This is a genomic window from Psychrobacter sp. Rd 27.2, from assembly GCF_001921755.1.
GTDB classification, from domain to species: Bacteria; Pseudomonadota; Gammaproteobacteria; order Pseudomonadales; family Moraxellaceae; genus Psychrobacter; species Psychrobacter celer.
In genome coordinates this window covers 305666-332107 of record NZ_MRYB01000001.1, presented here as the reverse complement: position 1 = coordinate 332107, position 26442 = coordinate 305666, and the positions used below count along the sequence as shown (strand labels likewise).

At 48.5% G+C, this 26442-nt stretch carries 22 protein-coding genes; 14 read left to right on the top strand and 8 right to left on the bottom strand.

Annotated features, from left to right (window positions below):
* Window positions 1-142 precede the first annotated feature (142 nt).
* From BTV99_RS01405 to BTV99_RS01390, 4 genes are all read left to right on the top strand, one after another.
* Window positions 143-1195, top strand: coding sequence for a siderophore ABC transporter substrate-binding protein (locus BTV99_RS01405; protein WP_083608469.1), 1053 nt, complete (start codon window positions 143-145; stop codon window positions 1193-1195).
* Window positions 1196-1414: 219 nt separating this feature from the next.
* Window positions 1415-2356: an ABC transporter permease gene (locus BTV99_RS01400; protein WP_156410090.1), complete on the top strand. Its 942-nt coding sequence runs from the start codon at window positions 1415-1417 to the stop codon at window positions 2354-2356.
* A 183-nt stretch (window positions 2357-2539) separates the two neighbouring features.
* Window positions 2540-3634 (top strand): iron chelate uptake ABC transporter family permease subunit, encoded by a 1095-nt coding sequence (locus tag BTV99_RS01395; RefSeq protein ID WP_083608468.1) that lies wholly within the window; start codon window positions 2540-2542, stop codon window positions 3632-3634.
* A gap of 80 nt (window positions 3635-3714) precedes the next feature.
* On the top strand, window positions 3715-4476 hold the full coding sequence (locus BTV99_RS01390) for an ABC transporter ATP-binding protein (protein ID WP_075100551.1): 762 nt from the start codon (window positions 3715-3717) through the stop codon (window positions 4474-4476).
* Between the two features lie 26 nt (window positions 4477-4502).
* Here BTV99_RS01390 and BTV99_RS01385 read toward each other — a convergent pair whose 3' ends face one another.
* Window positions 4503-5258 carry a siderophore-interacting protein gene (locus BTV99_RS01385; protein WP_075100550.1) on the bottom strand — a complete coding sequence of 252 codons (756 nt, stop codon included), beginning with the start codon at window positions 5256-5258 and terminating at the stop codon, window positions 4503-4505.
* Window positions 5259-5418: 160 nt separating this feature from the next.
* Entirely contained in the window at window positions 5419-7482 is a 2064-nt protein-coding gene (locus tag BTV99_RS01380; RefSeq protein ID WP_075100759.1) for a TonB-dependent receptor domain-containing protein, read from the bottom strand.
* Window positions 7483-7911: 429 nt separating this feature from the next.
* Here BTV99_RS01380 and BTV99_RS01375 point away from each other — a divergent pair, with 429 nt between their 5' ends.
* The 4 genes from BTV99_RS01375 (at window position 7912) to BTV99_RS01360 (ending at window position 11564) form a co-directional block, all read left to right on the top strand.
* The gene (locus BTV99_RS01375) at window positions 7912-8187 is read left to right on the top strand and encodes a Trp family transcriptional regulator (RefSeq protein ID WP_075100549.1); all 276 of its coding nucleotides are present in this window, start codon (window positions 7912-7914) and stop codon (window positions 8185-8187) included.
* 101 nt (window positions 8188-8288) lie between these two features.
* Window positions 8289-9704 (top strand): anthranilate synthase component I family protein, encoded by a 1416-nt coding sequence (locus tag BTV99_RS01370; RefSeq protein WP_075100548.1) that lies wholly within the window; start codon window positions 8289-8291, stop codon window positions 9702-9704.
* 33 nt (window positions 9705-9737) lie between these two features.
* On the top strand, window positions 9738-10397 hold the full coding sequence (locus BTV99_RS01365) for an aminodeoxychorismate/anthranilate synthase component II (RefSeq protein WP_075100547.1): 660 nt from the start codon (window positions 9738-9740) through the stop codon (window positions 10395-10397).
* Window positions 10398-10613: 216 nt separating this feature from the next.
* The gene (locus tag BTV99_RS01360) at window positions 10614-11564 is read left to right on the top strand and encodes a DMT family transporter (protein ID WP_075100758.1); all 951 of its coding nucleotides are present in this window, start codon (window positions 10614-10616) and stop codon (window positions 11562-11564) included.
* Window positions 11565-11701: 137 nt separating this feature from the next.
* On the opposite strand, the gene BTV99_RS01355 is transcribed toward BTV99_RS01360, so the two are convergent.
* The 4 genes from BTV99_RS01355 to BTV99_RS01340 form a co-directional block, all read right to left on the bottom strand.
* The gene (locus BTV99_RS01355; protein WP_075100546.1) at window positions 11702-12445 is read right to left on the bottom strand and encodes an amino acid ABC transporter ATP-binding protein; all 744 of its coding nucleotides are present in this window, start codon (window positions 12443-12445) and stop codon (window positions 11702-11704) included.
* 114 nt (window positions 12446-12559) lie between these two features.
* Window positions 12560-13297 carry an amino acid ABC transporter permease gene (locus BTV99_RS01350; RefSeq protein ID WP_075100545.1) on the bottom strand — a complete coding sequence of 246 codons (738 nt, stop codon included), beginning with the start codon at window positions 13295-13297 and terminating at the stop codon, window positions 12560-12562.
* Complete coding sequence (locus BTV99_RS01345) at window positions 13297-14133, bottom strand: amino acid ABC transporter substrate-binding protein (RefSeq protein WP_075100544.1); 837 nt, start codon at window positions 14131-14133, stop codon at window positions 13297-13299. The genes BTV99_RS01350 and BTV99_RS01345 overlap by 1 nt, the downstream gene beginning before the upstream one ends.
* Window positions 14134-14533: 400 nt before the next feature.
* Complete coding sequence (locus BTV99_RS01340) at window positions 14534-15283, bottom strand: UTRA domain-containing protein (protein ID WP_075100543.1); 750 nt, start codon at window positions 15281-15283, stop codon at window positions 14534-14536.
* 317 nt (window positions 15284-15600) lie between these two features.
* Here BTV99_RS01340 and hutU point away from each other — a divergent pair, with 317 nt between their 5' ends.
* The 6 genes from hutU (at window position 15601) to BTV99_RS01310 (ending at window position 24054) form a co-directional block, all read left to right on the top strand.
* Window positions 15601-17334: a urocanate hydratase gene (gene hutU, locus BTV99_RS01335; protein ID WP_075100542.1), complete on the top strand. Its 1734-nt coding sequence runs from the start codon at window positions 15601-15603 to the stop codon at window positions 17332-17334.
* 32 nt (window positions 17335-17366) lie between these two features.
* On the top strand, window positions 17367-18737 hold the full coding sequence (locus tag BTV99_RS01330) for a YjiH family protein (protein WP_083608467.1): 1371 nt from the start codon (window positions 17367-17369) through the stop codon (window positions 18735-18737).
* 95 nt (window positions 18738-18832) lie between these two features.
* The gene (hutH, locus tag BTV99_RS01325; protein WP_083608466.1) at window positions 18833-20395 is read left to right on the top strand and encodes a histidine ammonia-lyase; all 1563 of its coding nucleotides are present in this window, start codon (window positions 18833-18835) and stop codon (window positions 20393-20395) included.
* Window positions 20396-20587: 192 nt separating this feature from the next.
* On the top strand, window positions 20588-21718 hold the full coding sequence (locus BTV99_RS01320) for a formimidoylglutamase (RefSeq protein WP_256713701.1): 1131 nt from the start codon (window positions 20588-20590) through the stop codon (window positions 21716-21718).
* Between the two features lie 40 nt (window positions 21719-21758).
* Complete coding sequence (hutI, locus tag BTV99_RS01315; protein ID WP_075100541.1) at window positions 21759-23096, top strand: imidazolonepropionase; 1338 nt, start codon at window positions 21759-21761, stop codon at window positions 23094-23096.
* Window positions 23097-23277: 181 nt separating this feature from the next.
* Window positions 23278-24054 (top strand): hypothetical protein, encoded by a 777-nt coding sequence (locus BTV99_RS01310; protein ID WP_075100540.1) that lies wholly within the window; start codon window positions 23278-23280, stop codon window positions 24052-24054.
* A gap of 84 nt (window positions 24055-24138) precedes the next feature.
* Here BTV99_RS01310 and BTV99_RS01305 read toward each other — a convergent pair whose 3' ends face one another.
* Both BTV99_RS01305 and BTV99_RS01300 read right to left on the bottom strand, forming a co-directional pair.
* Window positions 24139-25125: a glycosyltransferase family 2 protein gene (locus BTV99_RS01305; protein ID WP_083608465.1), complete on the bottom strand. Its 987-nt coding sequence runs from the start codon at window positions 25123-25125 to the stop codon at window positions 24139-24141.
* Window positions 25126-25170: 45 nt separating this feature from the next.
* Window positions 25171-26376, bottom strand: coding sequence for a hypothetical protein (locus BTV99_RS01300; protein WP_075100539.1), 1206 nt, complete (start codon window positions 26374-26376; stop codon window positions 25171-25173).
* Window positions 26377-26442 lie beyond the last annotated feature (66 nt).

Below are 26442 nucleotides of genomic sequence, written 5' to 3'. Positions count from 1 at the left end.
TCCTATGTGATACATCTGCAACCAGCTCTTTTTTTATATGAGCCGTGTGGTGACTGTGATGGTTTTCAGACCGTCATTGACATTTTACAAGCTGACTACGTTGTCTCTACACCGCTCACCCAGCTGATTTACCGAGTTATTTATGTCTACTACTGTATTATCCAACCGCCTCTCTAGCACTTTTTTTAAACGTCCCTTATGGACGGCGATGGCCACCGCCCTTGCCGCGACGATCAGCGTGGCAGGCTGCAGCTCTCCTGAGTCCAACGACTCAGAGCCTGCGGACGCTCAGACCGAAAACCCAACCGCTGACCATGCCGAAAACGTCGCCAATAACGATGCTGTCTCGACACATACCATTACTGTCGATACCGCCAGAGGGGATATCGATCTGGCAATGAATCCATCGCCATTGGTCGTCTATGACATGACCTTGCTACAGGATTTGGCGGCGCTGGATGTGGCTGTCGATGGGGCGCCAAGTGGCCTACATTTGGACAACTTGCATTCAGAGACGCAACCTGAGCCAAAAGAAGTGGGTACGGTATTTGAGCCAGATCTTGAGGCTCTAAACGCCATGCAGCCCCAAGCTATCTTGGTCGGCTCGCGGATGGCCGAAAAATACGATGCGCTCTCAAGCATCGCGCCAACCCTAGATATGACCATCGATACGGCCAACATCTATGAGTCAAGTAAACAGCGTTTGCATGATCTTGGCGCGCTGTTTGGTAAAAGCGCCCAAGCAGCCAAATTACAAAACAATATCGACAGCCTAATTACAGAGACCAAAGCCGTCACCAAAGACAGTGGCACCGGTCTGGTGGTGATGGTCAATGGCAATAAAATGTCTGTCTATGGCGCTGACTCACGCTATGGCTTTATTCATAATGTCGTCAATGTGCCGATCGCTGACGATCAAATCAAAGACGGTCGTCATGGCCAGCCGATCTCTTTTGAATATCTACAAAAGACCAACCCTGATTGGCTATTCGTCGTCGATCGTAGCGCCGCTATCGGTGAAGACAGCGTGGGTGCCAAAGCAGTCTTAGACAATCCGCTGGTCGCCCAAACCACCGCGTGGCAAAAAGACCAAGTGGTTTATCTAAGCCCAGATTCTTATCTCGCCTTTGGTGGTTATTATCAATGGATACAAGATCTGACCACGATCAAAAATGCGTTTGCAAGCGCAAAATAAACGCGGCAACCATACCAGCTATTTTTTGACCTATTATTTAATGAGCCAGTAGCCGTTATGTCGTTATTTTCATCGCGTGCCCAGACCCGCGCCAATAGTCTTGAGACCAGTCCCGCTTTGCCCACATCATCACCTTGGCAAAGCGGCAGCAAGGCTCTGAGTCATGCGCGTCGTCGTACGGCCATACCGCCATGGCTTATCAACGCAGCCAGCCTCATCATGATGGGGCTTTTGGTGTTGTTAAGTTTATCCATTGGGGTAGCGGATTTTTCGTGGTCTGGTATTTTTCATAGCCTCATCAACCATAGCGCCAACTCAGACAGCTCGCTACTACTGGTGAGCCGCATACCGCGTACCATTGCCATTATTTTGACCGGTGTCGCCATGGCGGTGGCAGGGATGATCATGCAAGTGGTGCTAAAAAACCGCTTCGTCGAGCCATCGATGGTAGGGGCAACGCAAAGCGCAGCACTGGGTTTATTGGTCGTCAGCCTGCTGTTCCCTGCCAGTGCGCTACTGGTCAAAATGGGTGTCGCCACCATTGCGGCAGTCGGTGGCATGATGCTGTTTATGCTACTCATTCACCGCATTCCGCCGACGGATTTTTTGATGATTCCGCTCATCGGTATCGTCTTTGGCGGTATCATCGAGGCGGTGACGACCTTTATCGCCTATCAGACCGAGACGCTACAGATGCTTAGCGTTTGGCAATTTGGCGACTTCTCTGGCGTTTTGGCAGGGCGTTATGAGCTGCTATGGCTAACGGGCGCGCTGTGCGTGCTGGCTTATATCATCGCTGATAAGCTAACCATCGTTGGGCTAGGCGATAATATCGCGCTGAACTTAGGCATTAGTAAGCGGCAGGTCACTTGGCTTGGCGTCGGTATGGTGGCGATGATGAGCGCGGTCGTTGTCGTGACGGTGGGCATGATTCCTTTTATTGGTCTGGTGGTGCCAAATATCGTCAGCCGACTGATGGGCGATAAGCTGCGCCGTAGCTTGCCAGCTGTCGCGCTACTGGGCGCATCGGCAGTATTGCTCTGCGATATCATCGGGCGCTCTATCCGCTACCCGTTTGAAGTGCCGGTCGCCACAGTGTTTGGTGTGGTCGGCACGGTGCTTTTTTTATGGCTGTTATTGCGCGCGCCTGCTGAGCGATAAGGCGTTTTGTAATAAGGCGTTTTGTAATAAGGCACCTCATAACAATGTAGCGCATAATAACGCATCTGGCCATCAAGCAGCTGACTCACCGCCATCGACCCTTTTCTTTATTTATTCGTCCTGTTGTCTGCTTAGATAAGCGTGGCGTTGTTACTATTACAGGTAGCATAGTAGGATTTACGTATGTTTTCACCGTCTAAGCATGGCTCTATAACTGGCCGCTCTACAAAGACTGACTCAGCAGAGAAGCGTCGTTTAAAAAATAATAATTTAGATAACGAGAACCACACAGCCCCCTCTACCCAGAGTCGCTTGGCTCAGCTTTGGGCATTTATTACCAGTCATCCAAAGGCGATTGCCGCTGTTATTTTACTGGTCTCGATGACGCTGTTTTTGACACTCAATGTCAATGGTCATTGGGATTTTGCCTTGCCACTACGAGGTAAAAAACTGCTGGCGCTCATGGTGGTCGGCTATGCGATTGGCGTATCGACTCTGCTTTTTCAAACCTTAACGCACAATCCTATTTTGACCCCTTCTCTACTGGGCTTTGACTCGCTGTATGTGCTGCTACAAAGCTTATTGGTGTTTTTTTTGGGGACGATGAGCTTTACCAGCATCAATCCTATTGCCAAATTCACCCTTGAGATTGTCCTGATGTTTGGCGCGTCATTATTATTGTTTCGAGTGCTGTTTTCAAAAAGCAGTCAGGATTTGACGCGGCTGATACTGGTGGGCGTTATCTTTGGGGTGTTGTTTCGCAGCTTATCGGCATTGATTGCACGCCTGATTAATCCTGATGATTTTGTCGTGGTACAGTCAGCCAGTTACGCGCAGTTTAATACCGTCAACCCGCAGCTATTGGGGATCAGCTTCATTATTTGCACCATTAGCGCGCTGTGTATTTGGCGCTGGCGCTATCAATGCGATGTCTTGATGCTCGGTAAGGCGCAAGCGATTAATTTGGGCATTAATTATCAACGCCTCGCATTTGGGCTATTAACAGTCATTGCGGTATTGGTCGCCACCGCCACGGCACTGGTCGGGCCGGTAACTTTTTTTGGCTTGCTGGTCTGCGCCTTGACCAATCGCATTGCACGGCATATGTATCATAGCGAGCGCCTGATATTGGTCAGTTTGGTGGCGATGATTTGTTTGGTCCTCGGTCAGACGCTGTTTGAGCAAGTACTGGGCATGGCGGGAGTGTTATCCGTGGTGATTGAGCTGGCGGGCGGCTTGGTGTTTTTAATTTTGATTTTTATGACTCAGCGTCGTTGATAACATGTCGTACTAACCTATATAAAAAATCATAAACTATTTAAAACTGATTAAAATTTATCTAAAAAATAAGAATTATTATGATTAAACTCGATAATATCTCCCACCATATCGGCAAACAACAAATCCTGCATGACATCAGCTTATCCTTACCAAGCGCCCAAGTAATTGCCCTAATCGGCCCCAATGGCGCGGGCAAATCTACCTTATTTTCGGTCATGGCAAGGCTACAACCGCTACAGTCTGGGAAAGTGATGTTTGGTGAGCATGACATTGTCAGCTGCCCTGCGCGCACTTTGGCTAAGACGGTGGCGATGCTTGGGCAAGACAACCAAGTGCAAGGTCGTCTGCGCGTGCATGAGCTGCTGATGTTTGGCCGCTACCCGTATCATCAAGGACAGCCAAGCGCACAGGACGAGCAAAAAGTACAAGAAATGATCGCGCGTTTTGAGCTTGAGCCATTAGCCGAGCGTTTTTTATCGACACTCTCTGGTGGTCAGCGGCAACGCGTGCTGATTGCGATGATTGTCTGCCAAGACACGCCGTATCTACTGCTCGATGAGCCGCTAAACAATCTGGATATGTACCATGCAGGGCGTCTGATGCGTGAGCTGCGCGAGCTTAGCTGCAGTCAGCAAAAAACCGTGGTCATCGTCCTACATGATATCAACCAAGCCGCGCAGTTTGCCGATACTGTGGTCATGATGAAAACTGGCCAAGTGATGGCGGTTGGGCAGCCTGTCGATGTCATCACTAAAGATACCATGAAAGACTTATATAACGTCGATGTGACGGTACTTAACCATCAAGGTCGGCCAGTGATTGTCGATACATTGTTATAGTTAAGCAGGACTGTGGCTACGTCACCTTATAACCCTAATGCAGCATCTTCGCGTTTGACAATTTTATGCTCATCTTCATTGCTATCAAGTTTCCAGTAGCTGGAGATATAAAGATGACTTTTAGCCACTTCTTTTTGTTTGAAGTACTGACGCAGCGCTCGCATACTATTGAACTCGCACGCCGCCCACACTGCCACTTCACCAGCCGGCCAGCCTAGCGTCTTAATACGCTCAAGAATGGGGTAATGACTGCTTCTTGCTTCGGCATTGATTACCCACTCAAGCGTTATATTCTTCGGCTTTTGTAGCGGCTGGATATCATCCTCACTCAGCACCTCGATGACGGCATAGCCCTCGGCACCCTCGGGCAGCTGTGCTAAGTTTACCGTGATGGCGGGCAGCGCGGTCATGTCTCCCGCCAATAAAAACCAATCCGCCTCGTGATTGATAAGCTTTTTGGCACCAGGCCCACCGATCAAAATAGTATCACCGATTTGTGTGGTTTTGGCCCAATGTGAGGCAGGACCTTCAGCGCCTTTGTGATTGAGACCATGCAAGACAAAATCGACATCGATTTCATCGTCACGTTGCTGGATAATGGTATAAGTGCGCATGATCGGCTTTTTTCCTGCCTCCCCTGCAAACATCAGTTTGATATAGGCGCTTTCTTGCTCGATTGGGAAGTCTTGCATGCCTTCACCGCCAAGCGTAATGCGGCGCATGTTTGGAGTGATATCAGCGATGCTTTTTACTTCTAATACTCGTGGAGTAGGTTTGGCCATTTTTGGCTCCTTTTATTATCATTTTAACACTTTGACATGTTTGTGCTTTAATTATGCAATGACTGCGACTCAGACATACTTTACCTTTAGTAGCAATCATAAAAAAGCCAGCTCTCATACAAAGACAGCTGGCTTTTAGATATTACTAATAACAGTTAGATTAGAATTGATAGGTCAAAGAGGTTTTGATATTACGACCCATCTCAAAATCTGTAGCCGTAGCATCAGCTGGATTTAAGCGTGAAGCGTGGCTAGCATAAGTTTCATCAAACAGGTTATAAACCCCAACTGTGGCTTTTAGACCATCAAACTGACGTGGTGAATAGTTCACATACACATCGTGCACATCATAGCTTGGCTTGGTGTCTTGGTTGTTATCGGTGAGCGACGCGACATAAGTACTGCGCCAGCCTAGTCCCACCTCATCACTTGGCTCGTAGTTTAGATTGAGCATATAGCGATCACCCGAGTCAGCACCACTGCCACTCACTGATGGGATGCTGTCGCCTGTTTCACTGCCTTCACTACGGGCGCGCGCATAGCTAAGACCCATGCCAAAGTCACGAGTGCTGTAGTTGGCTGCCAGCTCAACCCCTTTAATTTCGTAGTCCTCGGCACTGTTGTACATACCTTGGCATTCACCGCCGATTGCTCCTGTCTCACAGTCAAGCCCAAATCTTCCTGGGCGATTACCAGTTCTCATAAACAGCTGATAGTTTTCGATATTTGATTTAAAGTATTTTGCACTTAATTGTAGCGCATCATCGGCAAGCGTCAGCCCTCGTAGCGTAGTCGCGACACCTACTTCAGAGTTATAGCCTTCTTCTGGTTTTAGGTCATCATTGACATAGATACCATCACCATTGCTGTTAAATATCGCCTGGCCTAAATCTGGACCATTGAACAGCTCTGTGTAGCTGGCAAACACTTGCGTACGCGGCGCGATTTCATAGCTGGCTGCCAACGCACCAACCACATTGTCATACGTTTTGCCGTCCGATACAAACTCAGGAGACTCATAACGGTCGTAACGAACGCCTGGTGTGAGGGTTAGCTTACCCATCTGCCACTGGTCTTCTAGATAGACTGAGGTGTTTTTGGCTTCATCATTACCTGTACGCGCACCGTCGCGCGCCATCTCTGACTCTTTTTGGTAGTGCTCAGCACCTGCGATCAGCTTATGGCGACCCGACGCACTCTCAATCACACTGGTGTTTTCAACTTTCGCGCCAGTGGTTTTTATCTTAGCGTTCCAATCATAGCCAGGCGTGACTTCAGTATCGTTATCACGCAAGATCTCGGTCTCGGTCTGATAGATATTGGCATCAACATCAACCAAAGGGTTTACTGGATTAAAGTTATAATCGACAGTGTAAGTATCTCGGCTTACCTTTTGCGGTATTCTCTCATCACTCAAACTCGGAAAATCTGGACGAAATGGAAAGATACCTTTTTTTTCGGTACGGCTAAAGCTGGCGCCCACTCGGTGATCGTCAAGGATCGAAACCCCTGCTTTTAATAAGATGTTTTCGCTTTCGCTGTCTTCAAAAAGCTCACGGCCGCTACCATCTTCGCCAGAATCTGCATCGCGCTTGCCATAGTAGGCCAACAAATCGACGTTGTCAGTTGGGGCACCATAGACGGTGGCTGATGTCAGTAGCTCGTCGTTGTTACTGCCGTATCCTGCGTGTAGTTTGGCACCGACCTTTTGACCCGGTTTGAGTAAATCTACTGCATCGACCGTTTCAAATGCTACTGCGCCGCCGATGGCATCGTTACCTAGCGTGACAGAGTTGTTACCCACTGCCACTTCTGCTTGTTTTAATAGGTCTGGATCGATGGTGATATCACCCATGTGATAAAACATCGCGCCTTCTTGACGCGCGCCATCAATCGTCACTTTTAGATTGGTGTCGTCAAGACCGCGCACACGCACGCGCTGATTGACCGATGAGGTGCCACCGACCTCAACCCCTGGTATGACATCCAAAAAATCACTTAAGTGGCTTGCCTGCGCAGCTGGCGTATAGTCTTCGACATACACGCCATCTTCTTGGACTTTATCTCGTACCGAGCTGTTGGCCGTGACAGTAATGGTCTGTAGCGTAGTACTTGGCATGTCGTCTGCTGCCGCACTAGCCGCCTGCGTCCACAATATGGCTGCCACGCCCATAGATAATACGGTTAATTGATTGGATGAGATTGGTAACTTTACTTCACGCATAACACACTCACTTTGATGACGATCAATATTAAATTTTAGCTGTGACTGTAGCCTGTCCGGCATTTATCAATGCATGGCTATATCGCCACATTGACAAACACCAAGACGCTACAGCATGGCTCACATACGAATAACATTAATAATATTAATGATAATTATTAGCATTTAAATAATGACAGGCATCATAACCAAGTATTAACAATTTGGCAATAATGAATATGAAAAATTAAGCGTTTTAATGATAATTTGTAAAGGCGGTCGAAAAACCTAAGGGAGGAAGATGTCGGTTGACGTATCAACATCATAAACCAATATCATAAAAAGATAGGCGGATACCTTGTTTTTCTTGTACTACTGTACTAGAATGCTGAAACAAGAGCCATTGTTCTGTTATTTATTATCTGACTGATTATTATAAGACGACATACCATGAGTACCAACCCTTATCACAGTTTATTACAGCATTTGGCGAACTGTCCTGATAGTGCGGATATCGAGGCGTTGTTTCGCGCGCTGCTGACAGAAAAAGAGCAGCAAGAGATTGCCAACCGTATCCGTATCTTTGATTTGTTGGCGCGCGGCGTGACCCAGCGTGAGATATCTGAGCAATTAGGGGTTGGTATCGCCACTGTCTCACGCGGCGCCAAGGCGATGCAGGCGCATGACGTCAGCGCTTTATTGGCGACGCATAGAGAAAGTGCGTAAGCGATTAGCCATTATATCAATTTTGCTTAGTATCAACTTTGCTTAGTATCAATTCTGCCTATCTCTATCTGACACCTATCTAACTCACTTTGGACATCACTATGACACCTACCCTACAGCACAATCCGCCTGCGGCGATTGAGATTCCCAGCAAACCAAAACGCATCAAACTCACCCAAGATATCGATTTTTTTGCGTTATTTAAACGTATTGAGCGTGCTTTTGAGACCTGCTATCTGCTTGAGTCACTAGGCGAAGATGGACATATGGCGCGCCATCATGCTATTGGTTTTGACCCTGTGATGACCATCGCCGCTATTGACCGCACAACTTTGGCAATTACTGATAATCAAACCGCCAAAACCCAGCACTATCAAACGGACAACCCTTATGAGCTACTACGCAGCATCACCCCGCAGCACGTCATCGCTCGTGATCAAACAGGCGGACTGGTCGGCTACTTAGGTTATGACAGTGTCAATTTTTTTGAGCCAAGTCTCAATGCAAAGGCAAGCGACGATTTTGAACCCTTTAAATTTGGCGTCTATCTCGATGGCCTAACGCTAGATAAGATGACCGGAGAAATCTTCTATTTTTACTATCCTACCGAGCAGCAAGACAATCGTATCGAGCAAATCAAGGCCTTGCTTGATGCACCCATCCCCTGCTATGAGCCGCCCTCGGTTGAGTTTTTGGCTGATGGCATGAGCCAAGATGAGCATGCGCGCGCCGTCATGCAAGTCAAAGAAGACATCATCTCTGGGCGTATCTTTCAGTGCGAGGTGGGCTTTAAATCCAAATATCGTATTAGCGGCGACAAGATGCCGATTTATGAAAAGCTGCGCGCGGTCAATCCATCACCGCACATGTACTTTATGAAATTTGCTGAGCAGTGCATCATTGGTGCCTCCCCCGAGCTGCTGTTTCGCTTGCGACAAGGTGAGATGGAAACCTATCCACTGGCTGGCACCGCCAAACGCGGCGTCGATGTCTCAGAAGACCGTCAGCTTGCCCGCGCGTTGCTAAACGATGCCAAAGAGATCGCCGAGCATAATATGCTGGTCGACTTGCACCGTAACGATATCGGCCGTGTCGCGCGCTTTGGTACGGTGAAGGTGCGCAGCCTAATGGACATCAAACGCTTCTCACATGTGCAGCACATTTCCTCTGAAATCGTTGGGATTTTGCACCCTGATGAAGATATGTTTAGCGCGCTTGCCAGCAACTTCCCTGCCGGTACTTTATCAGGGGCGCCAAAAGTCGAGGCAATCAAAGTCATCAACGAGCTAGAGCCTGATGGCCGCGGTGCGTATGGCGGCGCGCTTGGCTCGTTTAATTTTAATGGCGATTGTATTTTTGCCATTCCTATTCGTAGTCTATTTATCAATGGTGAGTCCGCCTACGCGCAAACCTGCGGCGGCAATGTCTACGACTCCAACCCTGCTGATGAATACTTAGAAATCCAGCGTAAGCTCTCTGCCATGAAAGTGGTGTTAGACAGCTTTATGACCGCCTAAACCCCTCTCTACTTCAGCAAAGAGTGATGACTTATGAATGTTTTGATTATCGATAACTACGACTCGTTTACCTTTAACTTATATCAATATATCGGCGAGATTTTGCAAACCATGGAGGATGATAAAGACAGCGCTAGCGCTGCAAACGTCATCGTCAAACGCAACAACGAGATCACCTTGGCTGACGTACAAGCGATGAATCTTGACCGCATTATCATCTCACCTGGCCCAGGGGCACCTGATGATCCTGCCTATTTTGGCATCTGTGCAGAAGTCATCAAAATCATGGGAAAAACCACGCCGATATTGGGCGTCTGCCTAGGCATGCAGGGTATCGCCCACGTATTCGGCGGCGATGTGATACGAGCTCACGTACCGATGCATGGCAAAGTCTCCGCCATTCGCCATGACGATGCAGGTGTTTATCAAGGCTTGCCGCAAGAGGTAGAAATCATGCGCTATCACTCGCTTATGGTAAAGGCGGATACGCTACCTGACTGCTTAACCGTCACTGCTGTCGTTGCCAATGACGCCCATCATCACTTGAGCCTGACAGAGGCGGCGCTCGCAGGCAATGAGATAATGGGATTGCAGCATAAAGACTATCCAATTCAGGGCGTGCAATTTCATCCAGAGTCATTTGCCACAGAAGGTGCCAAACGCTTGCTAAGCAATTTTTTACTGCAAGTTTAAATCATGCAGCCCAAGTAAATCGACTTTTAAGTTTAATGGACTTGTGTTAGTCCTTCATTAACGCTTTAATGTTAGACTGAAAATAACAAACAAAAGGCAGCCTTTTATCAGGTTGTCTTTTGTTATTTTAGGCGCGTAGTGAGCAAACAGCACCTACTAGGCTGCCAGCTGCTCGCTTATTGTTTGAATTTTCTAGAAAATAAAATAGAGAGCGATATGGCACACACCGAGAGCGCGATGACAGCGCGGCAGTCATGGATAGGCACCCTTCAAATCATTAGCGCTGCAGTCTGCTGGGGCACGCTTGGGATATTTTCCACCTATCTAAACCAGAGCGGCTTTAGTGGCTGGCAGATTACTATTTTGCGCATCGTGAGCGCCGCTTTTTTGGTGCTGGTCATGCTACCAACGCTCTGGCCCCATTTAATTAAGCTACGTCCAAAACAGTGGCTGGGGCTGGCGCTGCAGTCCTTGATAGGCGTGCTTGGTATGTCGCTCTGTTATTTTTTTGCCGTCATCTATGTCGGCGCTGGCCCTGCGGTTGCTTTGCTATATACCGCACCAGTGTTTAGCCTGCTGTTTTCTGCGGTGTTATTGCAGGAGCCTATCACTCGTCAGTCAGCGCTACTGGCACTCATGGCGGTGTTTGGTGTGGGTTTGACGATGCTGGGTGATGAGGCAAAAGTCAACTGGGGTATCGCGCTTGGGCTGCTATCTGGCGTGTGTTATTCGCTCTACGGTGTCCTTGGCAAACGCGCGATGCATTATGCCCACCCTGCGCCGTTGGTGTTTTTTACCTCGATTATCATCAGTGCTGGCGTACTGCTGTTGTTGCCTGAGACGTATCGTACTTACGGGCAGCTATTTGCCTTACCGCTGGCCACCTGGGGCTACGCACTGGGGCTTTCCTTGATTGGTACGGTGGTGCCATTTGCGCTGTATATGAAAGCATTAGAGAAACTGCCTGCCACGCGCGCATCGGTCTTTACTATCTTTGAGCCATTGACCGCCATTGCTTTGGCGCTACTGCTCCTGCATCAGGCGCTTTCATGGATACAATATGTGGGCGTGGTACTGATTTTGCTGGCGGCTTTATTGAATGCCATGCTAAATGGCACGACTACGCGCGTACCAAGGTGGCTCAGACGGCGACCAAAATCTTTTTAACAAAACAAAAGCCTCAGTGAAAAAATAGCTTACACACAAACAGCCCCAACCATGACATCATGGTTGGGGCTGTTTTTTGCATAAAGGCTTTATATAAGAGTCACAAGGTTGCGCCAGACAATATCTATTGCGCCCGATTACTGCTCGATACGCTGCAAAAACGCTTGCGTACGAGGGTGGGTAGAGTCTTCAAACAGCTGCTTGGCGCTGCCCTCTTCGACCACATGGCCGCCCTCAATCAACACCACATGATCGGCCACATCACGAGCAAAGTTTATCTCATGAGTCACCACAACCATCGTCCAGCCCTCTGAGGCCAACTGCTTCATGGTGCCAAGTACGTCTTGTACCAGCTCTGGATCAAGCGCTGAGGTTGGCTCATCAAACAATAACAGCGACGGTTCAATGGCCAGCGCACGTGCGATGCCGATGCGCTGCTGCTGACCACCTGATAGCTGAAATGGATACAGATCTGCTTTGTCTGCCAAGCCCACCTTATCGAGCAAGGCCAGCGCCTGCTTACGCGCTTGGGCTTTGCTTTGCCCTTGTACCACCGTCGGCCCAAGCATTAGGTTCTCTATCGCTGTTTTATGCGGAAACAAATTATAAGACTGAAACACCATGCCAGACTTACGCTGCAGTGCCAGCAGGGCTTTTTTCTTAGGCTTGGTGGCAAAGTCTACTGTCAAGCTACCGTCTTCAAAAGCAATAACGCCCTGATCGGGTATCTCCAGCGCATTTAGGCAGCGCAAAAACGTGGTTTTGCCCGACCCTGACGGCCCAAGTATCACCACCACCTTGCCTTTTTCGATGGTCAAGTCGATGCCCTTTAGCACTTGATTGTCACCAAAGGCTTTGTGAATATTACTGACTTGAATCATAGAGGTTTCCGCTGACAAATAAAGAATAATAACAAAACACGAGTAAACAAATAGCTACTACTATACTTGGCTCGTCGCTTGAGTGAAATGGCGGCAGTGGCCAATAATTGTCGGTTATTTTGCCACATAACGATCGAGTCTGGTCTCAAGCTTGCCTTGGATAAAGGTCAAAAACAAACAAATGGCCCAATAAATAAAAGCCGCTTCGGTATAAACCAGCATAAACTCATAGTTGCGGGCGGTAATGATCTGCGCTTGCTTAAACAGCTCTGTGACCAATACCAGCGACGCCAATGACGTGTCCTTGACCAGACTGATAAAGGTATTGGACAACGGCGGTACCGATACCCGTAACGCTTGCGGCAAAATCACGTGGCGAAAAGTCTGCAGATACGTCAGACCAACCGTCGAGCCTGCTTCCCACTGACCTTTTGGAATCGACAAAATCGAGGCACGTACCGTCTCTGAGGCATAAGCACCGATATTTAAGGAGAACGCAATAATCGCTGAAGGAAACGGGTCGAGCTTGACGCCGACGCTTGGCAGGCCATAAAAGATAATAAACAACTGCACCAGCATCGGTGTCCCGCGAATTGCCGAGACATAGATACGGGCCAGACGGTAGACAATCTCATGCAGCCAGCCGGTACGTGGCACGATACGAATCAGCGCCACGATAAGCGCAATCATCATACCGATGGCAAACGAAATCAAAGCCAGCGGTATCGAATAGTAGATACCACCCTTGAGCATCGGCCAAAACGAGTCGATGACGATTTGCGCTCGATCAGGACTCATAAAGGGCAGCAGTGCCAATAGATCGGTTAACGCTGAGGTAAGAGACGCTAGCATTATTTTTGTTGACTTATATCAGCACCAAAGAATTCTTCGCTAAGCTTGGTCAGCGTGCCGTCGGCATGCAGCTCGCTCATGGCTTCATTTAACTTCGTCACGACAGCGTCATTGCCTTTTAATAGCACCAAACCTGAACCGCGCTGCTCGTCGGCCGGAGCAACCAGTTTGATCTCAAGGCCACTATCTGGGAATTTTTTTAGATAATCGAGTACGGCCAAATTGTCATTCATGGTAAAGTCAGCGCGGTCTTGCTTGACCAACTGAATCGCTTGCGCCATACCATCGACAGGGACAATTTCGGCTTGATAGCGTTCGGCCAGCTCACCATAGTTACTGCTTAGCGACTGGGCGCTACGTAGACCTTTTAGGTTATCCCACGAGCCATAACGATTGTCGTCGGTAGGCGCTAGTACCACGGCACCAGACCAGCTATAAGGCTGCGCGAGATCGTACTTTGCTTGGCGCTCAGGCGTCGTTAGGCTGACTTGGTTGGCCACCATATCAAAACGCTTCGAGTCTAAGCCTGCGAGCATCGCATCCCACTGGGTTTCTTTAAACTCGACCTCAACGCCTAACTTATCCGCCACTGCACGGGTGACTTCGACATCGTAGCCGGTCAGCTTGCCGCTTTCATCGTGATAGGTAAACGGCGGATAGGTACCCTCAGTACCCACATTGATCGTGCCGCCATCGTTGATGCGTTGCAGCATATCAGAGCCACCGCTCGCGGCATTATCAGTCGCATTGCTGTCGGCGTCATTGGTAGTAGACTGACCACAAGCAGCGAGCAGGACTGTACTGGCGGCGAGGGCTAAAAGAGTACGACGTTTCATAAGGCGTCCTTATAAGATGAATGAATAAGTCTAAAAGTGTCTAGCAAAAGTATAGGGTGCCCATGCTGTAGGCAAAAGCTGTATAAGAAAACAGTATGATAAAACCATGCAGGCAAACACCTTTACAAACAAATCGTACTTGGACAGTGTCCGCACAGCGCGCATCGGCTTTAGCTGCCCGATTTGAGGACTGCAGATAAATTTTTCAATACTGTGTTGGCTACTTTCTGCATTTTCTTATCACAGCCTGTCCCTATCTTTCAAACAAAGGGTTTAAAACAAAAGGTTTTCAAACAAATAGTTTTCAAACAAAAAAACTCAATTGTTTCTATACTAACGCACTTAGGTAAGAATAAACGTACAAAAACAGTGAGCAGCAGCCAATTTTGCTCGTTTGTGGTCATAGCTCGCCTGCGAACTGATAGCGCTCCCCTGCGTGCCACATTTTCACAAAGGTCAACACCTTCCCTGCTGAATAGGTCTGACGGCGCAGCACCAATGTGGGAGACTGCGGGGCAATCTGTAGCAGCGCGGCGATCTCATCTGGTGCTGCTAGCGCCCGAATGGTATAGCTACCGCGCTCCAGTGGACTTTTGGCAATCAAGTACTCACTGGTGTTAATAATGCTAAAGTCTTGCTCGATAAACTCAGGTAGCTTTTGTGCATCGACCCAGCGCTCCTCAAACTGTATGGGCAGGCCGTCGGCGAAATGAATGATTTTCACTTCGTATAAGACCGCCGCACTACTATCCGCCGCGCTCCTCGCGCCTGAGATTGCCGCACTGTCGATAGCAAACTTACGGCGCAGCTCATCATCTAGCATACTTGTGGTGATCACACGTTTGCTCACCACCTGCGCTTGATAATCGCGGTTGGCCGAGCGCAAGTCTTGGGCGATATTGCGCACCTCTACAAAGGTATGATTAAACTGCTGCTGGGCGACAAAGGTCCCTGAGCCTTGCCGGCGCTCCAGCACCCGTTCCTCGCTCAGCTCTTTTAGCGCACGGTTGACCGTCATGCGCGATACACCAAACTCCTCAGCCAGCGCCATCTCTGTAGAGATGGCCTCACCTGCTTGCCACTTCCCTGAGTGAATATTGTCCAAGATTGCATTTTTGATCCGCTGATAAGCGGGAACTTGTTTTGTCATGTCCGTGTTTTACCGTCAGTTTTAGCAAAATAATAGCCTCATAATACCATGACCATCCGTCGCCGCGGCAGCCCTCATCCATTCATCACTACCTGCGTTGGATCACCGACCACAGAAGACAAAGAAAAGCCGGCACTAAGACAGGCGTGCGTCAAAGATCTTACCCCATACAAAAAATGCTTGCATGAAAAATAAATCTTTGATAATTTGTATATACAACTTATTAAGCAATTCCAATATTATCGCTAAATGCCTCGCAAATAGACCACGTAAACACGCGGCGTAAATAAGCGACGCACACTCAAAAGGATCTGTTCATGACTACTGCCAAGGAAACCACCACAGACAACACCCTTAAGGCAAACACCTTTACCCGCCGTGATGACAGCCGTGATATCGCTGCACCCACTGGCAATACGCTGCATTGCAAGAGCTGGCTGACCGAAGCGCCGTATCGTATGATTCAAAACAACCTGCACCCTGATGTGGCCGAAAACCCAAAGAGCCTAGTCGTCTATGGCGGTATCGGACGCGCTGCCCGTAATTGGGAAAGCTATGATCAAATCCTCGCCTCTCTTAAAGAGCTAGAAGACGATGAGACCTTACTCGTACAATCTGGCAAACCCGTTGGCGTCTTTCAAACGCATGAAAATGCGCCGCGCGTGCTCATTGCCAACTCCAACCTTGTCCCGCGCTGGGCAACGTGGGAGCATTTTAACGAGCTGGATCGTAAAGACTTGTTTATGTATGGGCAGATGACCGCTGGCAGCTGGATTTATATCGGCACCCAAGGCATCGTCCAAGGCACTTATGAGACCTTTGTCGAGGCAGGTCGCCAGCATTATGATGGCGATTGGAGCGGACGCTGGATTTTGACCGCTGGTCTTGGCGGTATGGGCGGCGCGCAGCCATTGGCCGCAAGCTTTGCTGGTGCGACCTCTTTAAACATCGAATGTCAGCAGTCCAGCATTGATTTTCGCTTGCGTACTGGTTACGTCGACAAGCAAGCGGACGATCTTGACCATGCTTATGAGCTGATTAAGCAACATACCGCCGCTGGTGAAGCCGTCTCTATCGCCCTACTTGGTAACGCCGCCGATATCCTGCCTGAAATGGTCAAGCGTGCGAACGCAGGCGAAATCAAACCTGACTTAGTCACTGACCAAACCTCCGCTCATGATTTAATCAATGGCTACTTGCCAAGTGGCTGGAGCGTTGATGAGTGGAGGGCGGCGCAAGAAAACCCAGAGCAACACGCCGCACTGAGCAAAGCTGCCGCCGCCTCTTGTGCCGTACACGTACAAGCCATGCTGGATCTACAAGACATGGGTATCCCTGCCACAGATTATGGCAATAACATCCGCCAAGTGGCCTTTGATGAAGGGGTAACAGACGCCTTTAATTTCCCAGGTTTTGTCCCCGCTTATGTGCGTCCGCTGTTTTGCCAAGGTAAAGGGCCGTTTCGCTGGGTGGCGCTATCAGGCGATCCAGAAGATATCTATAAAACTGATCAAAAAATCAAAGAGCTGTTCCCTGAAAACACCCATGTGCATCGCTGGCTGGATATGGCAAAAGAGCGTATTCAATTTCAAGGCCTGCCAGCCCGCATTTGCTGGTTAGGTCTGGGCGAACGTGATAAAGCAGGACTTGCCTTTAACGAGATGGTCAAAAACGGTGAGCTCAAAGGCCCCATCGTCATCGGCCGTGACCATTTGGATACCGGCTCTGTTGCCAGCCCAAACCGTGAAACTGAGAGCATGAAAGACGGCTCAGACGCGGTGTCGGATTGGGCGCTATTAAATGGTATGCTCAATGTCGCAGGCGGCGCCACTTGGGTGTCCCTCCATCATGGCGGCGGCGTGGGCATGGGCTACTCGCAGCACTCTGGCATGGTCATCGTCGCCGATGGTACAGATGACGCAGCCAAGCGCTTGGCGCGCGTACTGGTCAATGATTGCGGCTCAGGGGTGATGCGTCATGCCGATGCCGGCTACGAGCTGGCGATCAAAACCGCCAAGGACTATGGCTTACATCTGCCGATGATTAAATAGCTTACCCAATACATTTTATCAAGGAGGATAATATGATTGAGCAAAACACCATAAATCACGCCGATACTGATGCTATGACGACGCCGCCATCGTCTAACAAACTGCTGTCGAAACCCATCGCACTATTACAACTTATCGTCTTTAGTGCTATTGGCTTAGTGATGTTTTTTGTGCCCTTTACCATCGGTGACAAAAGCACGATTTTGTTTGATCATGGGGCCACTTATCTGGTCACTCAGCAACACACCTTATCTGTGACCTTATTGTTTTTGCTGATGATATTTGGTGTTGGCAAGCCATTCATAGACGGTTCATGGCGCAAGAACCTCACCCACAAGACCCTGACCGTGTTTAAGATAATCGGTTTGGTTTTGGCGGTGATGTATATGACTGGCACCGCCCCTGCCTATATGATGGAAGCTGATATGCTGCCATTTTTGTTTGAAAAGCTGGCATTACCCGTGGGTATGATTGTACCTATTGGGGCATTAATCTTGGCATTTTTGGTGGGTTTTGGTTTGCTTGAGATGGTCGGTGTGCTGATGCAGCCGATTATGAAACCGATTTGGAGAACGCCTGGCTCATCAGCTATTGATGCCGTTGCGTCTTTTGTGGGTAGTTACTCTATTGGTTTATTGATTACCAATCGTGTGTACCTACAAAAACAATACTCAGCGCGTGAAGCCGTCATTATTGCGACTGGGTTTTCTACGGTATCGGCAGCGTTTATGGTGATTGTTGCCAAAACCTTAAACTTGATGGAGTTTTGGAATGTATTTTTTTGGTCAACACTGGTGATTACCTTTATCGTCACCGCTATTACCGCTCGTATTCCGCCCATCAGCCTTTTTGACAATGACGTTGAACGCCCGCCACTCGATCATACCCGTGGCAAACGGCTGGCCGCCGCTTTTGATTTAGGCTTAGCGACGTCGCGTCAGGCAACTGACCTAAAACAGATTTTATGGTCCAATTTTCGCGATGGTCTTATGATGGCTGCTGCCATTGTGCCCTCGATTATTGCTGTCGGGCTGACCGGTCTTTTGTTAGCCAAATACACCCCAGTGTTTGATGTATTGGGTCTGCTTTTGTATCCATTTACGTGGCTCGGCGGCTTGCCAGAGCCTTTAGTGGCTGCTAAAGGTATGTCTGCTGGGCTCGCTGAAATGTTCTTGCCAGCCCTACTACTCAGTGAGGCAGATATCCTAACACGCTACGTCGCTGGGGTGATATCGATTAGCAGCGTGCTGTTTTTTTCTGCCATGATTCCGTGTGTGCTCGCAACAGAAATTCCATTATCGGTTGGCAAAATGATCGTCATATGGTTTGAGCGTGTGGCCCTTAGCGTCCTACTCGCAGCCGCGTTCGGACATTTTGCTATGTATGTAGGCTGGATGGCTTAAATCGCGTCATCTGCCAGCATCAGCGCCGATACCATTAAGTAAATCAGAACACTAAAGCATATTATTCATATTGTTTTTAACTTTGGGACTCTCCTATGACTGCTATCAAAACTCTGACTCTCCATCCACGTAAGCTAAGCTTTGAGATGCTACGTGATATCTATAATCACCCAGTCCACCTCACCTTACCCGCCAGCGCTTATGAGGCAATCGATGCCTCACATGACGATGTACGTACCATCATCGCACGTGATGAGAGCGCTTATGGTATCAATACTGGTTTTGGCCTGTTAGCAAAGACCCGTATCAACGATGACCAGCTCGAACTGCTTCAACGCAACCTGATCATCTCACACTCAGTGGGTACGGGTGAGGCACTGCCAGACAACGTGGTCAGGCTAATTATGGTGATGAAAGTGGCCAGCCTCGCTCAAGGCGTCTCTGGCGTCCGCCGCGAGGTCGTCGATAGTTTACTTGGCTTAATTAATCATCAAATTACGCCAAACATTCCCGCCAAAGGCTCCGTTGGCGCTTCTGGCGACCTTGCGCCTTTATCGCATATGACGCTGGCGATGATGGGCGAAGGCGACGTTTATGTCGCTGGCAAAAAAGTCCCTGCTGCTGAGGCATTATCGCAGCATGGTCTTGAGCCTATCACCCTAGCAGCCAAAGAAGGCCTTGCCCTTATCAATGGTACGCAGGTCTCAACGGCACTGGCATTACGTGGCTATTTCTTAGCAAGGGATTTACTTGAGACCGCCACCATCGTCGGCTCTATGTCTATCGATGCCGCCAAAGGCTCGGATGCGCCATTTGATGCCCGTATTCATGAGGTGCGTGGCCATCACGGTCAGATAGAGATCGCCAAAGCGCATCGTCAGCTGATTAAAGGCAGTGCTATTCGTGCTTCGCACAATGACGAGCAAGACGATCGCGTGCAGGATCCGTATTGCTTACGCTGTCAGCCACAAGTGATGGGTGCTTGCCTTGATATCATCAACCAAGCAGGCAAGACGTTATTAATAGAATCCAATGCGGTGACGGATAATCCCCTTATTTTTAACAATGAAGATGGCCCAGTAGCTATCTCAGGGGGTAATTTCCATGCCGAGCCAGTGGCCTTTGCCGCAGATATGCTCGCTTTGGCAATCGCTGAGATTGGCTCTATGTCTGAGCGCCGTGTGGCGTTATTGATTGATGCAACCTTATCAGGTGGCCTGCCGCCATTTTTGGTAGAAAATGCAGGGGTAAACTCCGGCTTTATGATCGCTCACGTGACGGCAGCAGCGCTGGCTTCAGAAAATAAGTCTATGGCTCACCCAGGCAGTGTCGATAGCATCCCAACCTCTGCCAACCAAGAAGACCATGTGTCGATGGCCACCTATAGCGCTCGCCGCCTATATGAGATGGCGCACAATACCGCTACCATCGTTGGCATTGAGCTATTGGCTGCTAGTCAAGGTATCGACTTCCATCGTAATCTTGCTACTTCCGAAGCATTACAAACCGCGCATCAAAAATTGCGTGAGCAAGTGACTTTTTATGACAAAGATCGCTACCTAGCCCCTGATATCGAAGCGGCAAAACAGCTGGTATTAGATGGTGCGCTGACAAAGCATTGGCAGGCACTGCGCAGCGATTGGTACGAGTCTAAATAAATAGCATCCTTCTATAGTAAGTGCTAAATAAAAAGAGTGCAGATTTTATGGCGTGCTACTGGGATGAATTTTATGCCGCCTCTGGAGTGACGAAGTCACACAGCAAGCAAAGAAAATTTATACCAGTAGCACTGTACTTATTTTATAGCGGATCAAATATACACAAGCAATACGGATTAAAGGAAATCAGCGATGAGCCTATCAATGCCTGACACAGCCGTGAGCCACAGCGCCGCTGATATGAGCCGCTGGACTGGACGTGCTGAGCCGTTTGAAACTGCGCGCGCCCGCTATTGGTATCAAATAGCGCAGCCTTATACCTTTGATAGCAGCAGTCAACAAAACAACCAGAAAAACGGCCAGCGCATTGGGCTGGTCGGCTTCGCTTGTGACCAAGGTGTCAGACGCAATCAAGGGCGTGTGGGAGCCAGAGCGGCGCCGCCTTTGATTCGTCAAGCATTTGCGGCGCTGCCCGTCATCGCTGAGCTACAACAACGCTTTGATGGTCAACTATCAACGCTACTGGGTGATGCTGGCGATATTCATTGTCATGATAATGATGATTTTGCTGAGCGTACCCTTGAGCAAGCTCAATTAACCTACGCTGATAAAGTCAGTCACATTATCCAGCAAGGCGGGCTACCCATTGGAGTTGGTGGCGGTCATGCCATCGCTTATGGCAGCTTTTTAGGATTGTGGCAAGCGCTGTCATCAAAAGCCGATCAGCCTACTCATGACGTTAGCAATGTCGAAAACTATTTTGAAAATGATGTCAAAAGCCATGTAAGCACAATGCCTACCATCGGGGTGATTAACTTTGATGCGCATCTAGATATTCGCCAATCTGATGTTGCCACCTCTGGTACGCCCTTTCGCCAAATAGCCGAGCACCTTGCAGCGCAAGACCAGCCATTTCACTATTGCTGTATCGGCGTTAGTCGGTTTTCAAATACTGCCGCGCTCTTTGACCGTGCTGAGCAGTTAGGCGTTCATATCATCAGTGACGAAGACTGCACCAATAAAAAATGGAAAACACTTGCGGCGCAAATAGAGACCTTTATCAATGACGTTGATGTCATCTATTTAACCATTGACATGGATTGCTTGCCAGCAAGCGTGGTACCGGGCGTCAGTGCGCCCGCTGCTTATGGCATTAACTTGGCATTCGTTGAGCGCGCGGTCAAACTGATCATGGCATCAGGCCAAGTAAAAATGGTTGATATCGCCGAGATTAATCCGACCTTTGATATTGATGCACGCAGCTGTAAAGTCGCCGCTCGCCTCTTAGCCACTATTATCGAGCAGCATTTACTTTTAACATAGACAAAAAAAATAGTTGGTTAACCACAAGCAGGAGCTTATTATGAACCACACTAGCGCCCAAATACTTGACAACAATACTACTAATACCTTGACTTCATTTGATCACGTTATTATCAATGCCAATCTTGCCACCTTTTCAGCGCAATACGGCTTTGATATTTACAGTGACAAACAAAGCGCCAATCAAAGCAATGATCAAAACAAAAGCACCCCTTATGGTCAATTAGAAAACGCCGCTATCGGTATCAAAGACGGCAAAGTCGCATGGGTTGGTACGCATGAGCAAATCAAACCGCATCTGACTCATTATAAAAGCGATCAAATCAAAGACGTACATGGCAACTGGATCACGCCTGGACTTATCGATTGTCATACCCATATCGTGTATGGCGGCAATCGCAGCAACGAGTTTGAAGCACGCTTGCAAGGTGCCAGTTATCAAGATATCGCGGCACAAGGTGGCGGCATTGTCTCGACAGTGAGCGCCACTCGTGCAGCGAATGAGGAAGAATTGTTTGCGCAAAGTGGAAAACGCCTGCTCGCCCTCATGCGCGAGGGCGTGACCAGTATCGAGATTAAATCTGGCTATGGGCTAGACTTAGATACTGAACGCAAAATGCTAAAAGTCGCCCGCGCACTTGGTGACAAACACCACATTCATGTCAGTACCACGTATTTGGCCGCCCATGCGCTACCGCTAGAGTATAAAGACCGTGCCGATGCGTATATCGAGCAAGTTTGCCAGTGGTTGCCCATCTTACATAGCGAAGGCTTGGTCGATGCGGTCGATGGTTTTTGTGAAAACATCGCCTTTAGTAGTGAGCAGATTAAGCGGGTCTTTGACGTTGCTCGCTCATTAGACTTGCCAGTGAAGTTGCATTCCGAGCAGCTATCAAATATAGGTGCGAGCGCTTTGGTCGCTGATTATCAAGGGCTATCAAGCGACCATCTCGAGCACTTAGCAGAAGACGATATCAAGAAAATGGCCGCAAGCAACACGGTAGCCGTGCTATTACCGGGTGCTTTTTATACGCTGCGTGATACCAAGTTGCCGCCGATTGAAGCGTTGCGCAAGCATCAGGTGCCGATGGCTATCTCAACCGATTGCAACCCCGGTACCTCACCGCTCACCTCGCTGTTATTGGCAATGAATATGGGCTGTACCTTATTTTATCTCACTACGGAAGAAGTATTGGCAGGGGCGACCGTACATGCGGCGCAAGCATTAGGCTTAACCAAAAAAGGCAAGATAGAAGTCGGCTGTGATGCTGACTTGGTATTATGGGACATCGCCCGCCCTGCAGACCTTGCTTATCAGATGGGGCTAAACCCTATCGCAGGTATCATGGCACAAGGCAGATGGCGTGAAGCGGTATAACAAACCCCTATAAAAACCTATTCATAACAAAAAATCTGGCAATACCTTATTGCCAGATTTTTTCTATTTTCAAAACTCAAACAAGCCTGAGCACCTTCTTCTTTATACTGTAATAAGCATATGAGAAAAATCTCACTCACCGTCTATACCTTTATACCTTAATTACATTGATATGCCAGATATGCTTGATCAATCACTACCAAACATCAGTAGCAGCCATCTTGCTGCAGAAGCATTTGCTGTGCTACCGCCTATCATGCAGGCGCGGCTAATACGAAGCCAGCGTGTGATATTGATCGCCAACAACCCGTCGATAGACACAGCGAGCTTAGAGACGTTATTGCAGCCTACTGATATGTTGGTGTTATTTAATGATTTTATTCATGCAGACTTCTTTGCCTATCATCCACTCGCCAAAGATTTACCAAAGCTGCTATTTTTTAGACAAATCGGTGACAGTAAACTACATTTTGGCCTACCACCTCGCAGTAATAATGTGACAGCGATACTCGATATGACCAAGCAAGCACCGCTTGGCATCTTGTTTGGGAATGCTGCCTATCAGTTTCCCGTGCCATGCGATGACCCAAACCCCACTGACGACCCTATAACGGCCAACCGAGTGCTAGAGATTCCAGAACAGCTTGAGAAACTATTACGTAGCGATGAGTATTGCGCTGTGCTATCAGAGCAGCATAAAGTAGTGGCAGATTATCCTATTTTTGCTGATATCCATTCATCGGCGCCGACATCAGGGTTTTTATTATATCGGCTACTGTTATCTGCGCGCCTGCATATTCAGCAAAAACAGAAAGCTGAGGCGCCGCTATCAATAGTGATGTTGGGTTTTAATAATGATGACAAAACCGCGCATTTCTGGGAAGGTCATAATTGGGCGTTTGAGCGGCAAGCGCTTGCAACGCCGCCGACAGGTGTGGAGATTATCCGTCAGTATTAGTTGCTCATCAAAACTCACTACTCATTGATACTAACTACTCATCAATACTAGTGACGCATCGGTATTAGCAGAACTAAGAGCCGTCTACACATACGGCACATCTGGACAATGTGCGGCGTCAATCTCAGCGCTACTTGGCTGACGAAGAATCTCAATGGGCACTGTCTGTGCCTCTTGCCAGTCAATCAAACCTAGCTGCGCAAACGCTGCCAGCCAGCCTGCCATCGGCCAATGCTGCCATTTGTCATAAAAGCGATTGGCATTGATGACTATGCTATCGAGATGATTGAGCGGCGGCCGGTAGACGCTGTGCTGCTGATGGTAAACCACGTCATTGGTCAGATAAAAATCAATGTCTAAAGCACGTGCCATAACAGCAAAGTCGGTGTCTTCAGCGCCGTAGCCGACATAGTCGGTATCAAAGCCGCCGATCCGCTCGAACTGATGGCGCATTATCGCAAAGCAAAGACTCCAAAATGCGCCATAATCTTGCGTTTTCTTAATATTAGCGTCGATATTGTCATTGCGCTGTTGGGTAAAGTTATCACGATAAGGGTTAAATACCGACAGCTGGTCTAAAGCGTCAGACGCCATTTGACCTTGCTGTAGCTGACTACCCTCATCATCCGTCAAAGGCCGTGTTAAATAACGTGGCTGTCCCATTAGTAGCGCATCAGGATGCGTTTGCAATTTATCATATAGCCCGCCGATAAAGTCATAGGCGACGATACAATCCACATCCAAAAAAATCATAGTCTCATAGCTAGCACGTGCAGCGCCAAGATTACGGTTACGACCGATATCAAATGACATGCTATCTGTTACTCCATGCTCAGTCGCTGTAGTCGTTGCTATCTTAATAATATTTAAATCGTAGTCTGCCAGACGTTCAACCTCGGCGTCATCATTAACGATAACCACCTCGCTCGGCCTGATGCTACCCTGCGCCAGACTACCAAGTAGATTATAAAGATGACGATTGCGCCCATAGCAGGTAGTAATAACCGTTAAAGGCACGCTAGTGGGAATAGTAGTATGTGCAGCGTTTGCTACTTGGGGTATGGTAGTCATAAATATCTTCTTTGCGTTTATTATTATAAGTTTCTTTGTTATTTCTTATTTTTTAGGTTTTAAGTCCAACTGCGGCAATAGCCATTCCGCAAACCAAGCTTTTACAGAAATATAGTCAACAATGCTATTCATAAAGCGTTGCGCAGCCAGATTGGCTTGCTTACCCGTCAAAGCAGTCTGCTCATGGTCAATTGACTTATTATTCGTGGAGAGAGAAGACAATAGGTTCTGAGTGTCCAGACTAGAGGCTTTAGCGATAAACTGTGGCCAACTAAGCGCACGGCCTTGCTCAATAAGCGCCTCTGCCATCACTTCTTGCTCACGGTGCGGGCGCACATCAGGCAATACAATAAACGGCGTGGCATAATCATAGGCCTGCGCAATTCCATTCAAGCCACACGCCATCAATAGCAGATGACTATAGGCGATAAATGGCGTCACATCATCGACATGGGCGGCAATATCGACACAATGCCGTACTTCATCATTGATAGGGCCAAGAGAGACAATTATAGCGTCTGGTAGCATTTGGCGTAGCTTTGGCAACTTGGCATCAATCGCTTCGTGCCCGCCATAGCCTTTAATCACAGTAACGATAAAAGACTTATCGACACTGGCGACCAGTTGTTTATGAATAGCATCATCATGGGTCAATGTCATAAGCTCGTCCATAAACTCACAAAAGCTAGGCAAACCTTGGGCTTTACTTGGCAAAAAATCCAAATATAACGTTTTTCGTCGTACCCAGTCCGGCGTTGCTGCCGCCTCCAATGCTTTAGGATAAGGAGCTAACAATCCAAGCGCGCCCGCAAAGGCGTTTAAGTGCGGCGCATCATCGCGCTCGCCTGCCAGCCGTACATAGAGATAAGGCACACTAGCGGTACGGCATAGCATAGCGACTTCGGCGCTCACATCAATAATCATCAGGTTAATCTGGCGCTGATAAATGGCATCAAGCAGCTGCCAACTGCGTCTCTGGATGTCTTTGTTACCTACTGGCGAGTAGTGCAAACAGCTTGGCTGCCAATACTCACCTGCTCGCCCCGCTAGCACATCATCTGGTCGCTCATCCTCAGCGTCTAAACGTACGATGTGCTCATCATTTATACTGCTAAAGCGATAACCATCGGCAGGTAAGCTGGTAAACACCGTCATTTGCGAACGCAGCTCTATTGATAGTAAGGCGGCCAGTTTGTCTGCTTGGCGGCAGTGCCCCGAGCCGTGATGATGAGCATAGTAGCCGATACGCATAGTAAATAGCTCCTAACGAATTAAGGCAGTCATTGATATTCACTACATAAAGAAAAAAGGAAAGAA